Consider the following 21,869-nt stretch of genomic DNA (forward strand, 5'->3'; position numbering starts at 1 on the left):
GGGGTTAGACGGCTGCGCGGCCATCGGCCAGGCCGGCCCCGCTGACGCGATAGATGCCGATTTCACCTAACAGATTAGGCCAGAGTCGGCTGCCCAGGTTGTGCCGGTGGGCGTGATCCACCGCCAGACGTGCTTCCACCTTTGCCCCCTGCTGCAGGCACAGGCGCTCGAAATCCTCGAAGGTACAGAAGTGGATGTTCGGCGTGTTGTACCAGGTGTAGGGCAGGAAGTCGGATACCGGCATGCGGCCTTTGGTGGTCAGGTACCAGCGGCAGCGCCAGTGGCCGAAGTTGGGGAAGGTGATGATGCAGGTCTTGCCCACGCGCAGCATCTCGGCCAGTACCCTGTCCGGGTACTTCAGGGCTTGCAGCGACTGGGTCATCACCACCACGTCGAAGCTGTTGTCGGCGAAGTTGCCCAGGCCTTCGTCGAGGTTCTGCTCGATCACGTTGACGCCGCGACTGATGCAGGTGGCGATTTTGTCCGGATCGATTTCCAGCCCATAGCCGCCCACCTGCTTGTGCTCGCGCAGGTGCGCCAGCAGTTCGCCGTCACCGCAGCCGAGGTCAAGCACCTGGCTGCCCTCCGGGATCCATTCCTGGATGATTTCCAGATCCGCACGCATGACTTACACCTCGATCCGGTTCATATAGGCGCTAAACCCCTGCAGATAGCGCGGGATCGGCATGAGGAAGGCGTCGTGGCCCTGCGGTGCATCGATTTCCAGGTAGCAGACGTTCTTCTTCGCGCTGAGCAGGGCGTCGACGATTTCCCGCGAGCGTGCCGGCGAGAAGCGCCAATCGGTGGTGAAGGACATCAGGCAGAAGTCCGCCTTCACCCCGGCCAGCGTCTTGGCCAGATCGTCGCCGTATGCGGCGGCTGGGTCGAAGTAGTCCAGGGCTTTGGTCATCAGCACGTAGGTGTTGGCGTCGAAGCGCCCGGAGAACTCCTCGCCCTGGTAGCGCAGGTAGCTCTCGACCTGGAACTCGACACTGTGGAAGTCGTAGTTGAGCTTGTCGGTCTTCAGTTCGCGGCCGAATTTCTCGCCCATGGCGTCATCCGACAGGTAGGTGATGTGCCCGACCATGCGCGCCAGCATCAGGCCGCGCTTGGGAATCACGCCGTGCTCCTGGAAGTGACCGCCGTGGAACTCCGGATCGGTGAGGATGGCCTGGCGCGCCACCTCGTTGAAGGCGATGTTTTGCGCCGACAGCTTGGGCGCCGAGGCGATGCACAGGCAGTGGCGCACGCGCTCGGGGTAGCTGATGGTCCACTGCAGGGCCTGCATGCCGCCGAGGCTGCCCCCCACGACCGCCGCCCACTGCTGAATGCCGAGCCGGTCGGCCAGGCGTGCCTGGCTGTGCACCCAGTCTTCTACCGTCATTACCGGGAAGTCGGCGCCATAGGGTTTGCCGCTGGCCGGGTTGAGGCTGGAGGGGCCGGTGCTGCCGTTGCAGCCGCCGAGGTTGTTGAGGCTGACGACGAAGAATTGGTCGGTGTCGATTGGCTTGCCGGGGCCGATGCAGCTGTCCCACCAGCCCGGTTTGCGATCATCGGTGCTGTGGTAGCCGGCGGCATGGTGGTGGCCGGAGAGCGCATGGCAGATCAGCACGGCGTTGCTGGCCGTGGCGTTGAGCGTGCCATAGGTTTCGTAGACCAGCTGGTAGTGGGCCAGGCTGCGGCCGCAAACCAGGGCTAGCGGCTCGTCGAAGTGCGCGGTCTGGGGCGTGACCAGGCCAACGGAGTCGGCGGGGAAAACAGTCGGCATCGAGCCTGCTCTCGTTCGAAGAAGAGCAGCAGTCTAAAGAGCACGGCCCCCGGCAGCAAGCACCGGAGGCCGTGGGCAAGTGCCTGAATCTAGAGGCTTTCAGGCCTGCTCAGAGGCGCTCTGTGGACGGATTGCGGTAGGCAGGCTGACCACCTTGCCCTGGCGCTGGATCGGTGCCGGTCGACGCAGCGCGCGGAGCATCTCGTTGGCCTGGGCCAGCTGGGTTTCCAGTTGCGCGGTATAGCTGGCCAGCTGCTGGCCGCGCTGGCGCGCCTGCTGGGTCTCCTGGGCCAGGGCCTTGAGCCGCAGCATGTGGGTTTCCAGCAACTGCTTGTGCTCCAGGGTGTGCTGCATCAGCGGCATCAGCGCGTCGCTGGCCCATTGTTCGGCGTCGTTGCGCAGGCGCTGGTGCAGGCCGATGACCTCCTGCACCAGGGTGGCGAAGAAGCGCCGGGTCAGGCTGCGCTGTTCGGTGAGCAGGGTCTTCAGGTGCAGGCGGAACTGGTCGGCCTTCTCGCGCAGTTGCTTGAGCTCACGCAGGTAGCGCTGACTGTTGAATTGCGGTGCATCCACGCCGTGCAGCGGGTTTTCTTCGTTGTGCCGGCGGTAGATGGCGGCGACCATCTTGTTGGCCATCTCGGCTTCCTGGGCCAGGTTGCTCAGGTCGTGGCCGACACTGCGGAAGAACTGCACGATGGCCTGATTGATGCCCAGGGTGGTCCAGCTGCCGGCTAGGCCCTGGCGTACCTGAGCCAGATGCTGCTCCAGGCGTTCCGGGCGCACGGCCGCACGCAGCAACTCGCCCTGGCGGCGCAGCAGGCGTTGGTTGGTCTTCAGACCGAGCAGGCGCTTGTGGTGCTGGCTGTGGTCTTCCTTGGTCTTGGCGGTCAGCTCGAACAGCAGTTGGCCATTGTCGTGCTGGTGCGTGGTGAGCAGGTGCTGCTGCTCGCGCACTTTTTCCAGACGCAGGCTTAGCACGTGCTGGCTGTTGTTGAGCAGGGCCAGCACCTGATTGACCACGCGGTCTTCGAGCAGGCGCTCCTTCTGCGCGACGATGCGCTCGCACAGCAGGTTTTCCAGATTGGCCAGTTGGCTGCGGTTGAGCAGAGCATCGTCCTGGCGCACCTTGGCAATCAGGGCCTGCTTGGCGGACAGCGGCAGCACGCTGGCGGCGGGGATGCCCAGCTGCTTGGCGGTGGTGTTCTGCACCAGGCCGATGGCCTTCTGCACGTATTCCTCGCCGGCCAAGTCATCCCACAGCACGTCGATCTTGTTCAGTACGGCGAACAGGCTGGCCTGGGTATCTTCGTCCAGCTGGCGGATATGTTCCTGCCAGATGGCCATGTCGCTGGCGGTGACGCCGGTGTCGGCGGACAGCAGGAAGATGATCGCCTGGGCACTGGGCAGCATCGACAGGGTCAGCTCCGGCTCGCTGCCCAGGGCGTTGAGGCCAGGGGTGTCGAGAATACGCAGGCCTTGACGCAGCAGCGGATGGTCGAAGTTGACCATGGCATGGCGCCAGGCCGGCACCAGTACCTGGCCTGGCTTGCCGGTCGCTTCCAGCATTTCCGGTAGGAAACCGAGCTGGATCGCCTGTTCCACCGCCATCGGTTTGGTTTTCGCGACCTGGGCGAAGGCCAGGGCCATATTGTTTGGGTCGCTGGGGTCCAGTGGAATGTTCACCCAGTGCCGGGGAATACGCTTGAACTGCGCCACGCTGGCGTCGGTCATGCGGGTTTCGATGGGCAACAGGCGGATATAGGAGCGTTCCGAGCGCGGGTCGAAGAACAGCTCGGTTGGACACATGGTGGTACGCCCAGCCTGGGACGGCAGCATGCGTTGTCCGTACTCGGAGAAGAACAGGCTGTTGATCAGCTCGGTCTTGCCGCGAGAAAACTCGCCGACGAAGGCCAGGGTGATGTGGTCGGTGCGCAGCAGTTTGAGGGCGCGCTCCAGGCGCGCATCCATGGCGTCCGAGCCGAGGCGGTTGTGCGCCAGCCAGCTGCGGTAGCGCGTAATCTCGCGCATCAACTCGCGCTTCCAGCCGACGTAGGCATCAACCTGCTGACTGAGACGTTCCATGCTCATCCTGGCGCTCCTCTGGGTGGCGCATCCTGCTTGGGCGGAGTTTCTGGCAGGGCTCTGCAATATACCCGGAGCTTTGCCGAAGATGACTGCATTATGCGGAGGCATGGGCGGGCGTCAATTGCGCTGGTTCACAACTCCTGCCCGGTGGCTGATCAAGGCGACCGAGCGGTCAGTCCTGGCAGGGGTGGCAGCTGGCGTGGCGCCTGGATACGCACGCGCTTCTGTCGGTTCAGCTCGCCGCTTTCCAGGTGAACCTGGCTCTTGGCGACGCCGAACGCCTTGCCGATGAATGCCAGCAGATGGGCGTTGGCCTTGCCTTCCAGCGGGGGCGCGGTCAGGCGAATCTTCAGCCGTCCGCCGTGCAGCCCGGCGAACTCGTCCTTGCTCGCCTTGGGCTGCAGGTGGCAGTCGAGCAGTAGGTCCTCGCCGTCCCAGCGGAACCAGCTCACATCAGCAGGCCGAGTACCGCCGGCATGTGGCTCATGGCCGCCAGGTTCTTCACCACCAGCATGTCGAGCAGGTTGATCGCGATAAAGGCGAAGATCGGCGAGATATCCAGGCCGCCGAGGCTCGGCAGTATCTTGCGGATGGGCGTCAGCAGCGGCTCGCAGATCTGGTTGACCAGTTGTGCGCCAGGGTTGTAGCTGCCCGGTGCGACCCAGGACAGGATGACGCTGATGATCAGCGCGAAGAAGAAGATCTTGAGGAACAGCGAGGTCACCCCGATCACCGCCCAGACCAGCAGTTGCAGCGGGTTGCCGGTGGTACCGTAGGCCAACAGCAGGGTCAGACCCATGATCGCCAGCTGCACCAGGATGGCCAGCAGCAAAGAAGCCAGGTCGAGACCGCCGAAGCCGGGGATGATCCGCCGCAGCGGTTTGAGCAGCGGCTGGGTGGCCTTGACCGCGAACTGGCTGAGCGGGTTGTAGAAGTCGGCACGTACCAATTGCAGGACGAAGCGCAGCAGGACGATCAGCAGGTACAGGCTGCCGAGGGTCTGCAGAACATAGATGGCGGCGGTGTTCAGTCCGTTCATGGGGATTCCTTATTGGCCCAGTTGTTCGGCGAGTTCGGCGGAGCGTTTGGCGGCGGCATCCAGTGCCTGTTGCACCAGGGTTTCGAAGCCACCGGCCTGGAAACTCTTGATCGCCGCTTCGGTGGTGCCGTTGGGCGAAGTCACCCGGCGGCGCAGCTCGGCGGCATCGACATCGCTCTCGGTGGCCATGCGTGCGGCGCCCAGGGCGGTCTGCAGCGTCAGCTGGGCGGCGATCGCGCGGGGCAGGCCGAGTTGCTCGCCGGCGGCGGTCATCGCCTCGATCAACAGGAAGAAGTAGGCCGGGCCGCTGCCGGAAACGGCGGTGACGGCATCGATCAGTTGCTCCTCATCCAGCCACAGGGCCAGGCCGACGGCGCTAAGCAGCTGTTCGGCTTGCTGGCGCTGTGCGGCAGAGACTTTCGCGTTGGCATACAGGCCGCTCACACCCTGGCGCAGCAGGGCTGGAGTGTTGGGCATGCAGCGCACGATGGCCAGGTCGCCGAGCCAGGCGCTCAGGCTGGCGCAGGTGATGCCGGCGGCGATGGAGACGATCAGTTGTTGCGGCTGCAGGCTGGGGGCAAGGGCCTGGCATACGCCCTTGAGCACCTGCGGCTTTGTCGCCAGCACCACCACGTCGGCGCCGCTCACGGCGTCGGCATTGTTCTCGAAGACTGCGATGCCGTATTCGTCTGCGACCTTGGTGCGCTGCTCGGCGCCTGGTTCGCTTGCGCGGATATGGCTGGCCGGAATGCCCTGGGCCAGCAGGCCGCCGATCAGGCTGGTGGCCATGTTTCCGGCGCCGATGAAGGCGATGCGCGGGTGGCTCATGATTCGCTTCCTTTATTAACTGGGTAATCGCGCGCACCAAACAGCGCCGATCCGATGCGCACCCAGGTAGCGCCTTCGGCCACGGCGGCCTCCAGATCTTGGCTCATGCCCATCGACAGGCAGTCGAGGTCCATCCCCAGGCCATCGCGCAATTCACGCAGTTGCGCCAATGGCACACGCTGGGCGACGGGGTCTTCCGTTGGCTCGGGGATGGTCATCAGTCCACGTAGTTTCAGGTGCGGCAGTTGTGTCACGGCGCGGGCCAGCGCCGGTAGTTCCTCGGGCGTGCAGCCAGACTTGCTGGTCTCGCCGCTGACATTGACCTGCAGGCAGATATTCAGCGGTGGCAGGTGCGCCGGACGTTGTTCGGACAGGCGCTGGGCGATCTTCAGGCGATCCACCGAGTGGACCCAGTCGAAGTGTTCGGCCAGCGGTCTGGTCTTGTTCGATTGAATGGGGCCGATGAAGTGCCAGATCAAGTCCAGGTCGCTCAACTCGGCCTGCTTGCCCAGTGCTTCCTGCAGGTAGTTTTCACCGAAGTCGCGCTGACCGCTGGCGAACGCCTCGCGAATGGCAGCGGCAGGTTTGGTCTTGCTCACGGCGAGCAGCCCGATTGCCGCCGAATCGCGCTGCGAGGCTTGCGCCGCCTCACGGATACGCGCGCGAACCTTTGCAATATTCTCTGCTATCGTGGACATTACTTGCGCTCTTAAGCCCGCCCATCAGGGGTCTGCGGCATTCTACCTGCTTGCATGTGATTGGGGAGTCCCATGGATATTACCGAGCTGCTCGCCTTCAGCGCCAAGCAAGGCGCGTCGGACCTGCACCTCTCGGCGGGTCTGCCGCCGATGATTCGTGTCGATGGTGATGTACGGCGGATCAACTTGCCGCCGATGGACCACAAACAGGTCCACGCGCTGATCTACGACATCATGAACGACAAGCAGCGCAAGGATTACGAGGAGTTCCTAGAAACCGACTTCTCCTTCGAAGTCCCTGGCGTGGCGCGTTTCCGGGTCAACGCCTTCAACCAGAATCGCGGCGCCGGCGCCGTGTTCCGGACCATTCCTTCCAAGGTCCTGAGCATGGAAGACCTCGGTATGGGCGAGGTGTTCAAGAAAATCACCGATGTACCGCGTGGCCTGGTGCTGGTCACCGGCCCGACCGGTTCGGGCAAGTCGACCACCCTGGCGGCGATGCTCGACTACCTGAACAACAACAAATATCACCACATCCTCACCATCGAAGACCCGATCGAATTCGTCCACGAATCGAAAAAGTGCCTGGTCAACCAGCGTGAGGTGCACCGCGACACCCACGGCTTCTCCGAAGCCCTGCGCTCGGCGCTGCGGGAAGACCCGGACATCATCCTGGTCGGTGAGATGCGTGACCTGGAGACCATCCGCCTGGCGCTGACCGCCGCGGAAACCGGTCACCTGGTATTCGGCACCCTGCACACCACCTCTGCGGCCAAGACCATCGACCGCGTGGTCGACGTGTTCCCGGCCGAGGAGAAGTCCATGGTTCGTTCCATGCTCTCCGAATCCCTGCAGGCGGTGATCTCGCAGACGCTGATGAAGAAAATCGGCGGTGGCCGGGTGGCGGCTCACGAGATCATGATCGGTACGCCGGCGATCCGTAACCTGATCCGTGAGGACAAGGTGGCGCAGATGTACTCTGCGATTCAGACCGGTGGTTCGCTGGGCATGCAGACCCTCGACAGCTGCCTGAAGAATCTGCTGAGCAAGGGCCTGATCAGTCGCGAAAGTGCGCGCGAGAAAGCCAAGACGCCGGAAAACTTCTAATAACGAGGCCGCCATCGAGGCGGCCATGCACGAGCAATACGGGCGGGATAGATGGAATTCGAAAAGCTGTTGCGGCTGATGGTGGAAAAGGGTGGTTCTGACCTGTTCATCACGGCGGGCGTGCCGCCGTCGATGAAGGTCAACGGCAAGATCATGCCGGTGACCAAGAACCCCATGTCGCCGGAGCAGACTCGCGAGACCGTGCACTCGGTGATGAACGAGCAGCAGCGCCGCGAGTTCACCGAGAATCACGAGTGTAACTTCGCCATCAGCGCCCGCGGCGTCGGTCGCTTTCGGGTCAGCGCCTTCTACCAGCGCAACCTGGCCGGCATGGTGCTGCGCCGCATCGAGACCAATATCCCGACCCTCGATGATCTCAAACTGCCCGAGGTGCTAAAGAAGCTGGCACTGACCAAGCGCGGCCTGGTGCTGTTCGTCGGTGCCACCGGTACCGGTAAGTCCACCTCGCTGGCGGCGATGATCGGCTACCGCAACAAGAACACCAGTGGCCACATCATCTCCATCGAAGACCCGATCGAGTACATCCACCAACACCAGAACTGCATCGTCACCCAGCGCGAAGTCGGCATCGACACCGAGTCCTTCGAGGTGGCGCTGAAGAACACCCTGCGCCAGGCGCCGGATGTAATCCTGATCGGTGAGATCCGTACCCGCGAGACCATGGACTACGCGGTGGCTTTCGCCGAAACCGGCCACCTGGCACTGGCCACCCTGCACGCCAACAACGCTAACCAGGCGCTGGACCGCATCATCAACTTCTTCCCGCCGGACCGGCACAACCAGGTGTGGATGGACCTGTCGCTCAACCTCAAAGCCATCGTCGCGCAGCAGTTGGTGCCGACCCCGGATGGCAAGGGGCGTCGGGCGGTGATCGAGGTGCTGATCAACACCCCGCTGGCTGCCGACCTGATCCGCAAGGGCGAAATTCACGAGCTCAAGGGCCTTATGAAACGCTCGACCGAGCTGGGCATGCAGACCTTCGATCAGGCTCTTTACAATCTCTACACCCAGGGTGAGATCACCTACGAGGACGCCCTGCTGTATGCCGACTCGGCCAACGACCTGCGCCTGATGATCAAGCTGGGGTCGGAAACCGACGGAGAGCACCTGACCAGCATGAGTCAGGGCCTCAGCCTGGAAGTCAGCGAGGAAGATCCGGGGCGGCGCTTCCGCTAGCCCCGGCGTCCTCCGCGCGCGGGCGAATGATCTTGCCGGCGCGCAAGCCAACGGCCAGCGCCTGCCCGTGGCGCTGCTCTCCGCTGCGGGCGCGTTGCATCAACTGCGGTATGAGCGGCCCTTCCGGCAGGCTCTTCCAGAAACGCACCGGCAGATTGTTCTCCAGTACGCCACGATTCAGGCGCGACGGGTTGAAGGTGCTTTCGTAGTAGGTCAGCCACAGCTGCTGACCTTCGTTGTCGGGCATCTGGGCCCATTGCCGCCATTGCAGTGGGCAGCGTTGTTCGTGTCGCAGGCGCTGGCCATCCCAGTACACGCCATCGCGTGGCGTGGCGATCAGCCAGCTGTGCGCGCCCATGCGCTCGGCAAAGTGCATGCTGGCGCTGGGCAGGATGTCGTGGGCCGGCTCGTGCCAGGCAACGAAGTCAGGGCTGTTCTCGGCGGAGCAGGGCTGGAAACGCAAAAAGGCATGTAGGTGATGCGCCTCGCGGCGTACGGCCTTGAGCCGTCTGTGCAGTTCACTGCCGTCCGGATCACCGGCCAGCATGGCGTTCCGTTCGCCCTGACAGACGCGCCACAGTACTCGGTACAGCAGGCTCCAGCGCTCCGCGCAGCGATAGCGAGCGGCCTGCTCCAGCAACTCCAGCAACTGACGCGGCACCTTGACCGGCGCGCTGGCTGCTGGCGGCTCAGTGGGGGCGTGTGCGCGGGCGAACAGATCGTCGTCCGCATCCTGCTCGCACCAGGTGATTGCCTGCGGCGCGACGTGCTGTGCCAGCAACTCGCGCGCGACCTGGCGCCAACCCCTAAAGCTGCCGTCGAAGTGGGCGGCGTGCATTACCAGAGCGCCATTTGTGCCGGCGACTCGCTCAGTTGCAGGCGCAGGTTGTGCGACTCACTTTCCTGCAGCGGCGGCCGGTAATCCTGGGTAACGATAAAGGGCCGGGCTTTGTCCAGGGCGCAGCGCAGGCGGGTGACATCCTCGTAGCGAATGCGCTTGTGTCGGCGCAGTGCGACCAGGCGCTTGGCGCTGAGCACGCCGATGCCGGGCACGCGCGCGATCAGGGCGGGTTCGGCGCGGTTGAGGTCGACGGGAAAATGCTCGCGATGATTCAGCGCCCAGGCCAGCTTGGGGTCGATGTCGAGCGCCAGGTTGCCGGGGCCGCTGAGCAGTTCGCCGGCCGTGAAGCCGTAGCCGCGCAGGAGGAAATCGGCCTGGTACAGGCGGTGCTCGCGCAGCAGCGGCGGCGCTTCGAACGGCACGCTCTTGGGGCTATGCGGAATCGGGCTGAACGCCGAGTAGTAGACCCGGCGCAAGCGGTAGGCGCCATACAGCGACTGCGCCGTGTGCAGGATGGTGCTGTCGTCGGTGGCGTCGGCGCCGACGATCATCTGTGTACTTTGCCCCGCCGGGGCGAATCGCGGGGCGCGTTTTTCCACGCGCGCTTCGCTCTCGCCCAGGTGGATCGACTGCATGGCCTGCTTGATGGTGCCCACCTGCTTCTCCGGCGCCAGGCGGATCAGGCTGCTCTCGGTGGGCAGTTCGATGTTGACGCTGAGGCGGTCGGCGTAGCGACCGGCCTCGGCGATCAGGAGTGGGTCGGCGTCGGGAATGGTCTTGAGATGGATGTAGCCGCGGAACTGGTGTTCCTCGCGCAGCAGCTTGGCCACCCGCACCAACTGTTCCATGGTGTAGTCGGCAGAGCGGATGATGCCCGAGCTGAGGAACAGGCCGCTGATGCAGTTGCGCCGGTAAAAGTCGAGGGTCAGGGTGACGACCTCCTCGGGGCTGAAACGTGCGCGTGGCACGTCGCTGGAGCGGCGGTTGACGCAGTACTGGCAGTCGTACAGGCAGAAGTTGGTCAGCAGTATCTTCAGCAGCGCCACGCAGCGCCCGTCCGGCGTGAAACTGTGGCAGATGCCCATGCCGTTGGTTGCCCCCAGTCCGCTCTTGCCCTTGGAGCTGCGTTTGGGAGCGCCGCTGCTGGCGCAGGACACGTCGTACTTGGCGGCATCGGCGAGAATGGTGAGCTTGTCGATCAGCTGCATGGCGTCACTCGTGTACTGTTTTTATATACAGTATTTGAGTGATTGCAAGGCGGCAAGGCCGAAGTTGTAACGCAAAAGGCTTTCGCCAGCGCGGGCAACCTTGCGTAGAGTGCGCGGTCAGTACAGTGACATTAATCGCAGGAGGCACGCATGCAGCGACAGGACACACACAGCAAGGTTATTGGCTATCTGCTCTGGATCTTTGGCTTCCTTGGCGCCCACCGTTTCTACTACGGCAAGCCGGTGACCGGGACTATCTGGTTTTTCACCCTGGGGTTGTTCTTCATCGGCTGGATCATCGACCTGTTCCTGATCCCGGCGATGGATCGTGAGGCGGACCTGCGTTTCACCGCGGGCGATACCGATTACAACGTGGCCTGGATTCTGCTCACTTTCCTCGGTGTATTCGGCGTGCACCGCATGTACCAGGGCAAGTGGATCACCGGGATCATCTACCTGTTCACTGGCGGGCTGTTCCTGGTTGGCGTGCTGTATGACTTCTGGACGCTGAATACCCAGATTTCAATCAAGAACGCTTCCCGCGCCTGATCTGCGCCCATGAAAAAGCCCGCCGACTGGCGGGCTTTTTTGTTGCTGGGGTTCAGGCCTGGTAGCTGATGCGCCCATCCACCAGGGTGTAGCGCACCTGGCCGGGCAGGCAGTGACCGATGAACGGGCAGTTGCTGCCTTTCGAGCGCCAGGTTTCCCCGGCCAGGGTCTGGCCTTCGTTGTCGAACAGGGTGATGTCGGCTGGCGCGCCGACGGCCAGGCGCCCGGCGGGCAGGCGCAGGGCCTTGGCCGGGCCGCTGGTCAGGCGCGCCAGCAGGGTCGGCAGGTCGAGCAGGCCGTCCTGCACCAGGGTCAGTGCCAGCGGCAGCAACAGTTCGACACTGCTGATGCCCGGTTCGGTGGCGCCGAAGGGGGCCAGTTTGGCATCCGCCTCGTGGGGCTGGTGGTGGCTGGCGATGGCGCCGATCACGCCGTTCTTCACTGCCTCGCGCAGGCCGTCCCGGTCGAAGGCGGTGCGCAGCGGCGGCTGCACGTGATACAGGCTGGAGAAGCCCAGCAGCGACTCGTCGGTGAGGATCAGCTGATACATTGCGACGTCGGCGCTGACCGGCAGGCCGCGAGCCTGGGCCTGGGCAATCATCTCGGCACCACGGGCGCTGGTCAGCTGGCTGAAGTGGGCGCGCACGCCGCTCTGCTCGACCAGCAGCAGGGCGCGGGCCAGCGCCACGGTCTCGGCGGTTTCCGGGATGCCGGCCAGGCCGAGGAAGCTGGCCGTCGGGCCCTCGTGGGCCAGGCCGCCTTCGGCCAGCTCGGCGTCCTGGGCGTGGAATACCAGGGTCAGATCGAAGGTGGCGGCGTACTCCATGGCGCGGCGCAGGTTGCGGTTGTTGGCGAACGGCGCCAGGCCGTTGCCGAAGGCCACGCAGCCGACGTCACGCAGGGCGACCAGCTCTGCAAGTTGCTCGCCGGCCAGGCCTTTGGTCAGGGCGCCGATGGGGAAGACCTTGGTGTGCCCGGCTTCCTGGGCGCGATCGAGAATCAGCTCGGCCACCGCCGAGGTGTCCAGCACCGGCTTGGTCAGCGGCGGGCAGCACAGGCTGGTGACACCGCCGGCCGCGGCCGCCAGGGTCTCGCTGGCGATGCTGCCCTTGCGGCTGTAACCCGGCTCGCGCAGGGCGACGGAGAGGTCGACCAGGCCGGGGGTGGCGATCAGGCCGCGGGCGTCGATCTCGCGGTCGGCGTTGAAGCCGGCCGGTGCCTGATCGAAAGCAGCCAGCTTGCCGCCGTCCAGGTAGAGGTCGCGAACCTGGTCCAGACCGCTGGCGGGATCGATGACTCGGGCTCCGAGGATACGGGTGCGCATCAGTTCTGCTCCTCGGCATCGAGTTGACGCTGGGTGGTCTGGCCGCTCATGGCCATGGACAGTACGGCCATGCGGATGGCGATACCGTAGGTGACCTGGTTGAGGATTACCGAGCGCTCGCCGTCGGCCACTGCTGACTCGATTTCCACGCCGCGGTTGATCGGCCCGGGGTGCATGACGATGGCGTCCGGCTTGGCCAGCTTGAGGCGCTGCTCGGTGAGGCCGTAGAGGCGGTAGAACTCGCCCTCGCTGGGCAGCAGGCCGCCCTGCATACGCTCGCGCTGCAGGCGCAGCATGATCACCACATCGACGTCCCGGAGGCCTTCGGTCAGGTCATGATGGACGCTGACACCGTACTGCTCGATGCCGATCGGCAGCAGGGTCTTCGGGCCGATCACGCGAATATCCGGGCAACCCAGGGTTTTCAGCGCCAGCATGTTGGAGCGCGCCACCCGCGAGTGCAGGATGTCGCCGACGATGGCCACCGAGAGGTTCTCGAAGCTGCCCTTGTGGCGGCGGATGGTGAGCATGTCGAGCATGCCCTGGGTCGGGTGCGCGTGACGGCCGTCGCCGCCGTTGATGATGGCCAGGTTGGGACAGACGTGCTCGGCGATGAAGTGCGCGGCGCCGGAGTCGGCGTGGCGCACGACGAAGATGTCGGCGGCCATGGCTTCCAGGTTGCGCAGGGTGTCGAACAGGGTTTCGCCCTTGCTGGTCGAGCTGGTCGACACGTTGAGGCTGATCACGTCGGCGGACAGACGCTGGGCGGCCAGCTCGAAGGTGGTGCGGGTGCGCGTGGAGTTCTCGAAGAACACGTTGCACACGGTCTTGCCGCGCAGCAGCGGGACTTTCTTCACGGCGCGGGCGCCGACTTCGAGGAAGGAGTCGGCGGTGTCGAGAATTTCCGTCAGCAGCTCGCGGGGCAGGCCGTCGAGCGAGAGGAAATGGCGCAGCTGGCCTTGGTCATTCAGCTGCAGCGAGCGCGAGGCGGCGGTAGGCATGGTGGCAGGCCTTAGGAAGCGGTAAGGGTTTGCAGCTCGAGGGCGAGCGGCGCAGGGCCGGACAATTTTACCCGCTCGTGGGGCGCCAGGGCGAGGCTGGCACCGAGCACGTCGGCGTGGATCGGCAGCTCGCGGGCGTCCAGGTCAAGCAGGCTGACCAGGGTCACGCTGGCCGGGCGGCCGTAGTCGAACAGTTCGTTGAGGGCGGCGCGAATGGTGCGCCCGCTCATCAGTACGTCGTCGATCAGCACCAGGTGCTGGCCTTCGATCTCGAACGGCAGGGCCGAGGGGCGCACCTGCGGGTGCAGGCCGCTCTGGGTGAAGTCATCACGATAGAAGGAGACGTCCAGGGTGCCCAGCGGTTGGTCCAGGTCGAGTTCGTTGAGCAGCGCTTCAGCGACCCATACACCGCCGGTGCGAATGCCGATGAAGTGCGCCTGGGCGATGCCGCGGCGTGCCAGCAGGCTGCGCAGGTCGGCGGCCATGCGTGGCAGCAGCTGTTGGGGATCGGGCAGGGTCATGGCGTTCCTCGCATTGGATTTATAGGTTCTGTTCCAGCCAGCCTTCCAGCAGCAGGGCGGCAGCCAGGGCATCCACCGGGCGTTCGCGGTAGCCACCGCGCTGGCCCTGGTTCAGGCGCTGGCCCTTGGCTTCGAAGGTGGTCAGGCGTTCGTCATGGGTGTGCACCGGCAGGTTGTAGCGGCCGTTGAGGCGGCGGGCGAATTTTTCGGCGCGCTCGCTCATCTCGCTTTTCGTGCCGTCCATGTTCAGTGGCAGGCCGACGACGATGGCGTCCGGCTGCCACTCCTTGATCAGGGCTTCGACCTTGCTCCAGTCCGGTACGCCGTTCTGCGCCTTGAGCACACAGAGCTCGCGGGCCTGGCCGGTGATGGCCTGGCCGACGGCGACGCCGATCTGTTTGGTGCCGTAGTCGAAGCCCAGCAGCAGGCGTGGCGAGCCGCTCATGCGTGGCCAGCCTGGGCGCTGAGCAGGCTGAGGTTGATGCCCAGGGATGCGGCGGCAGCAGCGAGGCGCTGGTCGAAGGGGATGCTGAAGAGGATTTCACTGTCGGCTGGACAGGTCAGCCAGGCGTTGTCTGTCAGCTCCTGCTCCAGCTGGCCAGCTTCCCAGCCGGCGTAGCCGAGGGTGATCAGGTGCTGGTTGGGGCCCTGGCCGTCAGCGATGGCAAATAGCACATCCTGGGACGTGGAGAGCGCAAGCTCGCCCAGTTCCAGGGTGGCCTGATAGGTATGCCCGGTCGGGTGCAGGACGAAGCCGCGGTCGGTCTGTACCGGGCCGCCAGAGAATATCGGCAGGCTCTGGCACAGGGCGGGTGGTGTGTCGTCCGGACGCAGTTGCTCCATCACGTCGGCCAGGTTGAGACCGCTGGGGCGGTTGATCACCAGGCCCATGGCACCTTGCTCGTTGTGTTCGACCAGGTAGGTGACGGTTTGCGCGAAGTGCGGATCGGCCATGTGTGGCATGGCGATCAGGAAGTGGTGCTTGAGGTAGCTGGCGGCAGTTTTCATGGGCGATAGTTTCCGCCCAGCTGACGCCCGCTTCAAGCGCCAAGCAGGGTTCAGTTGCTGGACAAGCGGTCGCCGCGCTCGAAGCGCCAGGTGCGGATGATCTCCAGGCGGTCGATATCGGCCAGGTCGCCGGTGAAGGGTGCGAAGGGCGCGGCCAGGCGCACGATGCGCAGGGCGGCCTGATCCAGCACCTGCTGGCCGGAGGATTCGAGGATCTGTACTTCGTAGATGGTGCCGTCACGGTTGATCGACACCAGCAGGCGCAGATTGCCGTAGACCCGCTGGCGGCGAGCTTCTTCCGGGTAGTTGAGGTTGCCGACGCGCTCGACCTTCTTGCGCCAGTCGTCCTTGTACCAGGCGCCCTTGTCACGCATGGTCGAGGCGGCGTTCAGGCGCAGGATCTTCGGTCGCTTGGCGTATTGCTGTTGCTCCTGGGCCAGTTGCGCTTCCAGGCTGGCGATTTCCATGGACAGCTGGGAGCTGTCGAACACCGGCGCTGGGCGAGCATCCGGCTCGGGCTGTTTCTCTTCGCGTTTGGTCGGGGTTTTCTGCTGTTGCGGACTGCGCGTGGCCAGCGCCGCCTTGGGCGCTTCCTGGGGCTTGCTCGGTGCGGGCGCGGCGGCGGGGGTGACCTTGTTGACCTGGGTGTCGTGGAAGGGTGCCTGCTCGGTGGTCTTGGGGGCGGCTTTTTCTTCCAGGCTGCCGCTGCCCTGTTGGTTGTCCTGGGCGAGGAAGTCGGCCTCCTTGGGCTTCTCCTCGCTCTTGAAGGTGGACAGGGTGATCTCCAGGGTCTTGCTGATCTCGCTGGGCTTGGCCAGGGTGAAGCTGACCCCGAGAATCAGTGCCAGGTGCAGCAGGGTGGCGATCAGCAGGGTGAAGCCCAGGCGGTCCGCGGGGCGGACGCCTGAACTGGCAAGCTCGGTAGGAAGGGTGGTGGCAGCGTTCATCGGGCGTTGGCTGGCTTCAGAGTGTCGCGCAGTCTGCCGGCTCAGGGCGGCGACTCGCAAGCCGCAAGCGCCAAGCTGCCACCTGGATCAAGCTTTGCGTGCCTGCAGCTTGGTTTCGATGGCGTCCATCAGGTGTTCGCCGATGCGGGTGTCGTAGGCCTTGTCGATCTCGCGGATGCAGGTCGGGCTGGTTACGTTGATCTCGGTGAGGTAGTCGCCGATCACGTCCAGGCCGACGAACAGCAGCCCTTTCTCGCGCAGGGTCGGGCCTACGGTCGCGGCGATCTCGCGATCCCGATCGGTCAATGGGCGCGCTTCGCCGCGGCCGCCGGCGGCCAGGTTGCCGCGGGTCTCGCCCTGGGCCGGGATGCGTGCCAGGCAGTAGGGCACCGGTTCGCCGTCGATCATCAGGATACGTTTGTCGCCATCGACGATGGCCGGCAGATAGCCCTGGGCCATGATTTGCTGGGTGCCATGGGCGGTTAGGGTTTCCAGGATCACCGACAAGTTGGGGTCGCCGGCGCGGTGACGAAAGATCGAGGCGCCGCCCATGCCATCCAGGGGTTTGAGAATGATGTCACGCTGCTTTTCGGCGAACTCGCGCAGAATGTCCGGCCTGCGGCTGACCAGGGTTGGTGGCATGCATTGGGGAAATTGGGTGGCGAACAGCTTTTCGTTGCAGTCGCGCAGGCTTTGTGGGCGATTGACGATCAACGTGCCAGCGCGCTCGGCCTGCTCCAGCAGGTAGGTGGTGTAGACGAACTCCATGTCGAAGGGCGGATCCTTGCGCATCAGGACCACGTCCAGCTCGCTCAGTAGGTTGTCCTGTTCGTCATCCAGCTCGAACCAGTGCTGCGGGTCCGCGAAGACGCGTAGCGGACGCATGCGGGCACGCGCCTCGCCAGTCGTTTGGTAAAGGTCTTTTTGCTCCATGTAGAAGAGTGACCAGCCGCGGGCTTGTGCGGCGAGAAGCATGGCCAGCGAACTGTCCTTCTTGAAGTTGATCTGGGCGATGGGATCCATGACGATCCCCAGGCGGATGCTCATGAGCGGAACCTGCTGGCAGCGAGTCGGAGAGGGCACAAGGGTGGCGTTGAGGGCCGGTTCGGTCAAGAAAAACCCCGAGTATTAGGGGCTTATAGATTGCATCTGTAGAGTGTGCTAAAAAGTCCGGACGATCGGGGCGCAGCCCGTCAGTGTTACGGCCTCAGCCACACTGTGATGTAGATAAAAAATAATTACCGAGGCGATGGTAGGGCAGACATGGAACAGCATTCCGAAGGGTTGAGAGTCATGGTGATCGACGATTCGAAGACGATTCGCCGTACCGCCGAGACTCTGCTGAAGAAGGTGGGCTGCGAGGTCATCACCGCGGTAGATGGTTTCGATGCATTGGCCAAGATTGCCGATACCCATCCGAGCATTATTTTCGTTGACATCATGATGCCGCGTCTCGACGGCTATCAGACCTGCGCTCTGATCAAGAACAACAGTGCTTTCAAATCCACGCCGGTGATCATGCTGTCTTCCAAGGACGGTTTGTTCGATAAGGCTAAGGGACGCATCGTCGGTTCCGACCAGTACCTGACCAAGCCATTCAGCAAGGAAGAGCTGCTCGGTGCCATCAAGGCGCATGTGCCCCAATTCGTCCCAGTGGAGCAAGCCTCCTGATTTCCGGCCACAAGCCGGTGACGCCTATTCCTAACGGGGAACCTCATGGCTCGTATTCTGATTGTTGATGACTCGCCTACCGAGATGTACAAGCTGACCGCCATGCTTGAGAAGCATGGTCACCAGGTGCTTAAGGCAGAAAATGGCGGCGATGGTGTTGCCCTGGCGCGTCAGGAGAAGCCTGATGCAGTATTGATGGATATCGTCATGCCGGGCCTCAATGGCTTCCAGGCCACGCGTCAGCTGACCAAGGATGCCGAAACCAGTCATATCCCGGTGATCATCGTCACCACCAAGGATCAGGAGACCGATAAGGTCTGGGGCAAGCGTCAGGGCGCGCGCGACTACCTGACCAAGCCGGTGGATGAAGATACCCTGATGAAAACCCTCAATGCGGTACTGGCCGGCTGATACGCCGCGTCAGTCCGTAGCCACATAAGAAGAACAGACCAAGGCCGGCATGTCGGACGCTCAATCTCCTTTCCAGCTTCTTGTCGCTCTCGATCAGCGCTGTCGTGCGTTGGCGGCCGGTCTGCCGTCGCAGCAACAGGCAGTGCAGACCTGGAGCGGCATCGGCTTTCGCATGGGCGATCGCTACTTTGTGGCTCCCATGGGGGAGGTGGGTGAAGTCCTGCATGAGCCGCGTTACACCCTGCTGCCAGGCGTCAAAAGCTGGGTCAAGGGCGTGGCCAATGTGCGTGGCCGGTTGTTGCCAGTGATGGATCTGTGTGGCTTCTTCGGTAGTGAGTTGTCACCGCTGCGTAAACAGCGCCGAGTGCTTGTGGTCGATCACAACGAAGTCTTCGCTGGCCTGACGGTCGACGAAGTCTTTGGCATGCAGCACTTTCCAGTGGATGCGTTTGCCGAGCAGCTGCCACCGCTGGAAGCGGCGATTCAGCCGTTTATTCATGGGGTTTTCCAGCGTGAGCGTCCCTGGCTGGTGTTCAGCCCGCATGCGTTGGCGCAGCACCAAGGCTTTCTTGACGTGGCGGTATAAACAGTTTTTCGGTTGGGTCGGCAGTTGTCGGCCCTTTGGCGTTATATGGGAACCGTAGTGCGGTAGGTCCAGGCGGGGGCCAAAAAAATGAAAAAAATCGATGCAGGCAATCTCTTGGCAGGTGTGCGCAGTAACACGCTGATCGCCGGACTCTTCGTGGTCCTGATCATTTCCATTGTGTTGCTGTTCGCCAACTTCGCCTACCTCAACACCCAATCCGGCTACGACAAGGAATACATCAGTCACGCGGGTGAATTGCGCGTACTGTCTCAGCGTATTGCAAAGAACGCCACGGAAGCGGCAACCGGTAAGGCCGAAGCCTTTCCGCTGCTCAAGGAAGCGCGTCGCGACTTCGAAGAGCGCTGGGGTTTCCTGACTTCCGGTAACGAGGCCAGCGGTCTGCCGGCTGCTCCCGAGTCGGTCAAGCCGCAGATGGATGAGGTGCAGAAGGACTGGGATATCCTGCGTCAGAACGCCGACGCCATTCTGGCCAGCGAGCAGACCGTTCTGTCGCTGCACCAGGTTGCGGCAACCCTGGCCGAAACCATTCCGCAGCTGCAGGTCGAGTACGAGGAAGTGGTCGACATCCTGCTGCAAAGCGGTGCGCCGGCCGCCCAGGTGTCCGTGGCCCAGCGCCAGTCGTTGCTGGCCGAACGTATCCTCGGCTCGGTGAACAAGGTGCTGGCCGGTGACGATGACTCTGTACAGGCCGCCGACATGTTCGGTCGTGATGCCAGCCTGTTCGGTCGCGTACTCAAGGCGATGATCGAAGGCAATGCCGCCATGGAAATCACGGCGGTGACCGACGTGGATGCCCTGGAGCGTCTGGCGGAAATTTCCGAGCTGTTCCAGTTCGTATCCGGTTCGGTGGACGAGATTCTCGAAACTTCGCCTGAGCTGTTCCAGGTGCGTGAGTCCGCCAACACCATCTTTACCGGCTCGCAGACCCTGCTGGACAAGTCCTCCGGTCTGGCTTCCGAGTTCGAGAACCTGGCCGACGGCCGTTACTTCAATACTCTGGCCGGTTATGTGCTGGGTGCCATCGCTCTGGCGGCGATCATCCTCATCGGCCTGGTAATGGTGCGCGAGACCAACCGCCGTCTGGCCTCTACCGCCGAGAAAAACGAACGTAACCAGTCGGCGATTCTGCGACTGCTCGACGAAATCGCCGACCTCGCGGACGGTGACCTGACGGTGGCCGCAACGGTAACCGAGGACTTCACCGGCGCCATCGCGGACTCCATCAACTACTCCATCGACCAGCTGCGTGATCTGGTCGCGACCATTAACTCGACCGCCGTACAGGTATCGGCCGCTGCCCAGGAAACCCAGGCGACTGCCATGCACCTGGCCGAAGCCTCCGAGCACCAGGCGCAGGAAATTGCCGGCGCCTCCGCGGCGATCAACGAAATGGCCGTGTCGATTGACCAGGTATCGGCGAACGCCGCGGAGTCCTCCGCGGTAGCGGAACGTTCCGTAGCCATCGCCAACAAGGGCAACGAAGTCGTACACAACACCATCACCGGCATGGATAACATCCGTGAGCAGATCCAGGACACTTCGAAGCGGATCAAGCGTCTGGGTGAGTCGTCCCAGGAGATCGGTGACATCGTTAGCCTGATTAACGACATTGCCGACCAGACCAACATCCTCGCACTGAACGCCGCGATCCAGGCCTCCATGGCCGGTGACGCCGGTCGAGGCTTCGCCGTGGTAGCGGACGAGGTACAACGCCTCGCAGAACGTTCCTCGGCGGCGACCAAGCAGATCGAGGCGCTGGTTAAGACGATTCAGACCGACACCAACGAAGCGGTAATCTCCATGGAACAAACCACCTCCGAGGTGGTACGTGGTGCCCGTCTGGCGCAGGACGCCGGTGTGGCCCTGGAGGAGATCGAGAAGGTATCCAAGACCCTCGCGGCCCTGATCCAGAACATCTCCAACGCCGCCCGTCAGCAGGCCTCCTCGGCCGGCCATATCTCCAACACCATGAACGTGATTCAGGAGATCACCTCGCAGACCTCCGCAGGTACCACCGCTACCGCCAAGAGCATCGGTAACCTGGCTAAGATGGCCAGCGAGATGCGTCGTTCGGTATCCGGCTTCACCCTGCCGGAAGGCCAGGCCTGATCAACGGAGGTGCGGTGTCCTGAGAGGGGCGCCGCCCAGGGCACTCGCGCATGAACGAGGGGCATGGCATGCAGCCAAGCGGCGCTTGGGCGTTGAAACCCCTGGCCGAGATGTCGCCGACGGAGTTCCGCGATTGGCAGGCGCTCTTGGAAGAGCGTACCGGCGTAGTGATCAATGAACAGCGCCGGGCGTTTCTGCAGACCAATCTGAGCGCGCGCATGCGCGAACTGGATGTGGCCGACTACTCCAGCTATTACCGCCAGGTGACTGACGGTCCACGTGGCGCAGTGGAGTGGTCGACCCTGCTGGATCGGCTGACCGTTCAGGAAACGCGCTTCTTCCGTCATCGCCCATCGTTTGATGTTCTGCAGCGTTATCTGCGTGCGCGCTTGGTCACGGACGAACAGGCCCAGCCCCTGGCACTTTGGAGCGTGGGTTGCTCCAGCGGTGAAGAACCGTACTCGATGGCCATCTGCGCTGCCGAGGTGCTGCGTGAACTGGAGAGCGCCCGCCAGTTTGGTGTGACTGGCACCGATATCAGCCTCAGTGCGTTGAGCAAGGCGCGTGAAGCGGTGTACGGGGCGCGCAAGCTGGAACAGATGGATACCGACCTGTGCGAGCGTTATTTCGTCGCCCAGGAAGATGGCCGGTGCAAGGTTGTGCCGGATTTGGCCGCGCGAGTCTGCGTGGCCCGTTTGAATGTGCTGGAGCTGGCCAAGGCGCCACAGGCCGGCATGGACGTAATTTTTTGCCAGAACCTGCTGATCTATTTCCGCCGCTGGCGTCGCCGCGAAATCCTCAACCGCCTGGCTGAACGCCTGGCGCCTGGGGGCATGCTGGTGGTCGGTGTCGGTGAAGTGGTCGGTTGGCAGCACCCGGAGCTGGAACCGGTGGCTGACGAGCGGGTACTGGCGTTTACCCGCAAGGGCTAAGAAGAATGACTGGAGCAG

The 21,869-nt window shown here is 63.5% G+C and carries 24 protein-coding genes; 8 read left to right on the forward strand and 16 right to left on the reverse strand.

All coding sequences use genetic code 11. The annotated features are described in order from the left end of the window. Positions 1 to 4: 4 nt before the first annotated feature. The 7 genes from metW to P7A97_RS01695 all read right to left on the reverse strand — a co-directional run bounded on the left by metW (position 5) and on the right by P7A97_RS01695 (position 6,418). Complete coding sequence (gene metW / locus P7A97_RS01665; RefSeq protein WP_277688184.1) at positions 5 to 625, reverse strand: methionine biosynthesis protein MetW; 621 nt, start codon at positions 623 to 625, stop codon at positions 5 to 7. Between the two features lie 3 nt (positions 626 to 628). Further along, positions 629 to 1,768 (reverse strand): homoserine O-acetyltransferase, encoded by a 1,140-nt coding sequence (locus tag P7A97_RS01670; RefSeq protein ID WP_277688185.1) that lies wholly within the window; start codon positions 1,766 to 1,768, stop codon positions 629 to 631. A gap of 99 nt (positions 1,769 to 1,867) precedes the next feature. Continuing rightward, the gene (locus P7A97_RS01675) at positions 1,868 to 3,856 is read right to left on the reverse strand and encodes a dynamin-like GTPase family protein (RefSeq protein WP_277688186.1); all 1,989 of its coding nucleotides are present in this window, start codon (positions 3,854 to 3,856) and stop codon (positions 1,868 to 1,870) included. 152 nt (positions 3,857 to 4,008) lie between these two features. After that, positions 4,009 to 4,305: a DUF167 domain-containing protein gene (locus P7A97_RS01680; RefSeq protein ID WP_277688187.1), complete on the reverse strand. Its 297-nt coding sequence runs from the start codon at positions 4,303 to 4,305 to the stop codon at positions 4,009 to 4,011. Then, entirely contained in the window at positions 4,302 to 4,892 is a 591-nt protein-coding gene (locus tag P7A97_RS01685) for a YggT family protein (RefSeq protein WP_277688188.1), read from the reverse strand. The genes P7A97_RS01680 and P7A97_RS01685 overlap by 4 nt, the downstream gene beginning before the upstream one ends. Positions 4,893 to 4,901: 9 nt before the next feature. Next, positions 4,902 to 5,720: a pyrroline-5-carboxylate reductase gene (gene proC, locus P7A97_RS01690; RefSeq protein ID WP_277688189.1), complete on the reverse strand. Its 819-nt coding sequence runs from the start codon at positions 5,718 to 5,720 to the stop codon at positions 4,902 to 4,904. Beyond that, positions 5,717 to 6,418: a YggS family pyridoxal phosphate-dependent enzyme gene (locus P7A97_RS01695; RefSeq protein WP_277688190.1), complete on the reverse strand. Its 702-nt coding sequence runs from the start codon at positions 6,416 to 6,418 to the stop codon at positions 5,717 to 5,719. The genes proC and P7A97_RS01695 overlap by 4 nt, the downstream gene beginning before the upstream one ends. Before the next feature lie 72 nt (positions 6,419 to 6,490). Here P7A97_RS01695 and pilT point away from each other — a divergent pair, with 72 nt between their 5' ends. Both pilT and P7A97_RS01705 read left to right on the forward strand, forming a co-directional pair. Further along, a complete protein-coding gene (pilT, locus tag P7A97_RS01700; RefSeq protein ID WP_277688191.1) occupies positions 6,491 to 7,525 on the forward strand; it encodes a type IV pilus twitching motility protein PilT in 1,035 nt (344 codons plus the stop codon). A gap of 51 nt (positions 7,526 to 7,576) precedes the next feature. Further along, entirely contained in the window at positions 7,577 to 8,722 is a 1,146-nt protein-coding gene (locus tag P7A97_RS01705) for a PilT/PilU family type 4a pilus ATPase (protein WP_277688192.1), read from the forward strand. Here P7A97_RS01705 and P7A97_RS01710 read toward each other — a convergent pair. Both P7A97_RS01710 and P7A97_RS01715 read right to left on the reverse strand, forming a co-directional pair. Next, positions 8,688 to 9,560 carry a TIGR03915 family putative DNA repair protein gene (locus tag P7A97_RS01710; protein WP_277688193.1) on the reverse strand — a complete coding sequence of 291 codons (873 nt, stop codon included), beginning with the start codon at positions 9,558 to 9,560 and terminating at the stop codon, positions 8,688 to 8,690. The two genes, P7A97_RS01705 and P7A97_RS01710, sit on opposite strands and share 35 nt — an antisense overlap. Next, positions 9,560 to 10,771 (reverse strand): putative DNA modification/repair radical SAM protein, encoded by a 1,212-nt coding sequence (locus P7A97_RS01715; protein ID WP_277688194.1) that lies wholly within the window; start codon positions 10,769 to 10,771, stop codon positions 9,560 to 9,562. The genes P7A97_RS01710 and P7A97_RS01715 overlap by 1 nt, the downstream gene beginning before the upstream one ends. 150 nt (positions 10,772 to 10,921) lie before the next feature. Here P7A97_RS01715 and P7A97_RS01720 point away from each other — a divergent pair, with 150 nt between their 5' ends. Further along, a complete protein-coding gene (locus P7A97_RS01720) occupies positions 10,922 to 11,320 on the forward strand; it encodes a TM2 domain-containing protein (RefSeq protein ID WP_277688195.1) in 399 nt (132 codons plus the stop codon). 52 nt (positions 11,321 to 11,372) lie between these two features. Here P7A97_RS01720 and P7A97_RS01725 read toward each other — a convergent pair whose 3' ends face one another. The 7 genes from P7A97_RS01725 to gshB form a co-directional block, all read right to left on the reverse strand. Continuing rightward, positions 11,373 to 12,644, reverse strand: coding sequence for a dihydroorotase (locus tag P7A97_RS01725; RefSeq protein ID WP_277688196.1), 1,272 nt, complete (start codon positions 12,642 to 12,644; stop codon positions 11,373 to 11,375). Beyond that, complete coding sequence (locus tag P7A97_RS01730; RefSeq protein ID WP_277688197.1) at positions 12,644 to 13,645, reverse strand: aspartate carbamoyltransferase catalytic subunit; 1,002 nt, start codon at positions 13,643 to 13,645, stop codon at positions 12,644 to 12,646. Before P7A97_RS01730 ends, P7A97_RS01725 begins: the two co-directional genes overlap by 1 nt. An 11-nt stretch (positions 13,646 to 13,656) precedes the next feature. Further along, positions 13,657 to 14,166 carry a bifunctional pyr operon transcriptional regulator/uracil phosphoribosyltransferase PyrR gene (pyrR, locus tag P7A97_RS01735; protein ID WP_277688198.1) on the reverse strand — a complete coding sequence of 170 codons (510 nt, stop codon included), beginning with the start codon at positions 14,164 to 14,166 and terminating at the stop codon, positions 13,657 to 13,659. A 19-nt stretch (positions 14,167 to 14,185) separates the two neighbouring features. Further along, on the reverse strand, positions 14,186 to 14,611 hold the full coding sequence (ruvX, locus tag P7A97_RS01740) for a Holliday junction resolvase RuvX (protein WP_277688199.1): 426 nt from the start codon (positions 14,609 to 14,611) through the stop codon (positions 14,186 to 14,188). Continuing rightward, complete coding sequence (locus P7A97_RS01745; protein WP_277688200.1) at positions 14,608 to 15,174, reverse strand: YqgE/AlgH family protein; 567 nt, start codon at positions 15,172 to 15,174, stop codon at positions 14,608 to 14,610. The genes ruvX and P7A97_RS01745 overlap by 4 nt, the downstream gene beginning before the upstream one ends. A 50-nt stretch (positions 15,175 to 15,224) precedes the next feature. After that, the gene (locus tag P7A97_RS01750) at positions 15,225 to 16,121 is read right to left on the reverse strand and encodes an energy transducer TonB (protein ID WP_277688201.1); all 897 of its coding nucleotides are present in this window, start codon (positions 16,119 to 16,121) and stop codon (positions 15,225 to 15,227) included. Positions 16,122 to 16,208: 87 nt separating this feature from the next. Further along, on the reverse strand, positions 16,209 to 17,168 hold the full coding sequence (gene gshB / locus P7A97_RS01755; protein ID WP_277688202.1) for a glutathione synthase: 960 nt from the start codon (positions 17,166 to 17,168) through the stop codon (positions 16,209 to 16,211). A gap of 216 nt (positions 17,169 to 17,384) precedes the next feature. Between gshB and pilG the strand changes: the two genes are divergently transcribed. From pilG to P7A97_RS01780, 5 genes are all read left to right on the forward strand, one after another. Further along, positions 17,385 to 17,792: a twitching motility response regulator PilG gene (gene pilG, locus P7A97_RS01760; protein WP_277688203.1), complete on the forward strand. Its 408-nt coding sequence runs from the start codon at positions 17,385 to 17,387 to the stop codon at positions 17,790 to 17,792. Positions 17,793 to 17,837: 45 nt separating this feature from the next. Continuing rightward, a complete protein-coding gene (pilH, locus tag P7A97_RS01765; RefSeq protein ID WP_277688204.1) occupies positions 17,838 to 18,203 on the forward strand; it encodes a twitching motility response regulator PilH in 366 nt (121 codons plus the stop codon). Between the two features lie 49 nt (positions 18,204 to 18,252). Then, a complete protein-coding gene (locus P7A97_RS01770; RefSeq protein WP_277688205.1) occupies positions 18,253 to 18,789 on the forward strand; it encodes a chemotaxis protein CheW in 537 nt (178 codons plus the stop codon). 87 nt (positions 18,790 to 18,876) lie between these two features. Beyond that, positions 18,877 to 20,919, forward strand: coding sequence for a methyl-accepting chemotaxis protein (locus tag P7A97_RS01775; protein ID WP_277688206.1), 2,043 nt, complete (start codon positions 18,877 to 18,879; stop codon positions 20,917 to 20,919). Between the two features lie 68 nt (positions 20,920 to 20,987). After that, a complete protein-coding gene (locus P7A97_RS01780) occupies positions 20,988 to 21,851 on the forward strand; it encodes a CheR family methyltransferase (RefSeq protein ID WP_277688373.1) in 864 nt (287 codons plus the stop codon). Positions 21,852 to 21,869 lie beyond the last annotated feature (18 nt).

Source organism: Pseudomonas sp. GOM6 (assembly GCF_029537485.1).
Lineage (GTDB): Bacteria > Pseudomonadota > Gammaproteobacteria > Pseudomonadales > Pseudomonadaceae > Aquipseudomonas.

What these genes read in the sequence shown, in the direction of transcription:
- metW (WP_277688184.1), bottom strand. Translation starts at nt 625, where the DNA reads ATGCGTGCGGATCTGGAAATCATCCAGGAATGGATCCCGGAGGGCAGC.
- P7A97_RS01670 (WP_277688185.1), bottom strand. Translation starts at nt 1,768, where the DNA reads ATGCCGACTGTTTTCCCCGCCGACTCCGTTGGCCTGGTCACGCCCCAG.
- P7A97_RS01675 (WP_277688186.1), bottom strand. Translation starts at nt 3,856, where the DNA reads ATGAGCATGGAACGTCTCAGTCAGCAGGTTGATGCCTACGTCGGCTGG.
- P7A97_RS01685 (WP_277688188.1), bottom strand. Translation starts at nt 4,892, where the DNA reads ATGAACGGACTGAACACCGCCGCCATCTATGTTCTGCAGACCCTCGGC.
- proC (WP_277688189.1), bottom strand. Translation starts at nt 5,720, where the DNA reads ATGAGCCACCCGCGCATCGCCTTCATCGGCGCCGGAAACATGGCCACC.
- P7A97_RS01695 (WP_277688190.1), bottom strand. Translation starts at nt 6,418, where the DNA reads ATGTCCACGATAGCAGAGAATATTGCAAAGGTTCGCGCGCGTATCCGT.
- pilT (WP_277688191.1), top strand. Translation starts at nt 6,491, where the DNA reads ATGGATATTACCGAGCTGCTCGCCTTCAGCGCCAAGCAAGGCGCGTCG.
- P7A97_RS01705 (WP_277688192.1), top strand. Translation starts at nt 7,577, where the DNA reads ATGGAATTCGAAAAGCTGTTGCGGCTGATGGTGGAAAAGGGTGGTTCT.
- P7A97_RS01710 (WP_277688193.1), bottom strand. Translation starts at nt 9,560, where the DNA reads ATGCACGCCGCCCACTTCGACGGCAGCTTTAGGGGTTGGCGCCAGGTC.
- P7A97_RS01715 (WP_277688194.1), bottom strand. Translation starts at nt 10,771, where the DNA reads ATGCAGCTGATCGACAAGCTCACCATTCTCGCCGATGCCGCCAAGTAC.
- P7A97_RS01720 (WP_277688195.1), top strand. Translation starts at nt 10,922, where the DNA reads ATGCAGCGACAGGACACACACAGCAAGGTTATTGGCTATCTGCTCTGG.
- P7A97_RS01725 (WP_277688196.1), bottom strand. Translation starts at nt 12,644, where the DNA reads ATGCGCACCCGTATCCTCGGAGCCCGAGTCATCGATCCCGCCAGCGGT.
- P7A97_RS01730 (WP_277688197.1), bottom strand. Translation starts at nt 13,645, where the DNA reads ATGCCTACCGCCGCCTCGCGCTCGCTGCAGCTGAATGACCAAGGCCAG.
- pyrR (WP_277688198.1), bottom strand. Translation starts at nt 14,166, where the DNA reads ATGACCCTGCCCGATCCCCAACAGCTGCTGCCACGCATGGCCGCCGAC.
- ruvX (WP_277688199.1), bottom strand. Translation starts at nt 14,611, where the DNA reads ATGAGCGGCTCGCCACGCCTGCTGCTGGGCTTCGACTACGGCACCAAA.
- P7A97_RS01745 (WP_277688200.1), bottom strand. Translation starts at nt 15,174, where the DNA reads ATGAAAACTGCCGCCAGCTACCTCAAGCACCACTTCCTGATCGCCATG.
- P7A97_RS01750 (WP_277688201.1), bottom strand. Translation starts at nt 16,121, where the DNA reads ATGAACGCTGCCACCACCCTTCCTACCGAGCTTGCCAGTTCAGGCGTC.
- gshB (WP_277688202.1), bottom strand. Translation starts at nt 17,168, where the DNA reads ATGAGCATCCGCCTGGGGATCGTCATGGATCCCATCGCCCAGATCAAC.
- pilG (WP_277688203.1), top strand. Translation starts at nt 17,385, where the DNA reads ATGGAACAGCATTCCGAAGGGTTGAGAGTCATGGTGATCGACGATTCG.
- pilH (WP_277688204.1), top strand. Translation starts at nt 17,838, where the DNA reads ATGGCTCGTATTCTGATTGTTGATGACTCGCCTACCGAGATGTACAAG.
- P7A97_RS01770 (WP_277688205.1), top strand. Translation starts at nt 18,253, where the DNA reads ATGTCGGACGCTCAATCTCCTTTCCAGCTTCTTGTCGCTCTCGATCAG.
- P7A97_RS01775 (WP_277688206.1), top strand. Translation starts at nt 18,877, where the DNA reads ATGAAAAAAATCGATGCAGGCAATCTCTTGGCAGGTGTGCGCAGTAAC.
- P7A97_RS01780 (WP_277688373.1), top strand. Translation starts at nt 20,988, where the DNA reads ATGCAGCCAAGCGGCGCTTGGGCGTTGAAACCCCTGGCCGAGATGTCG.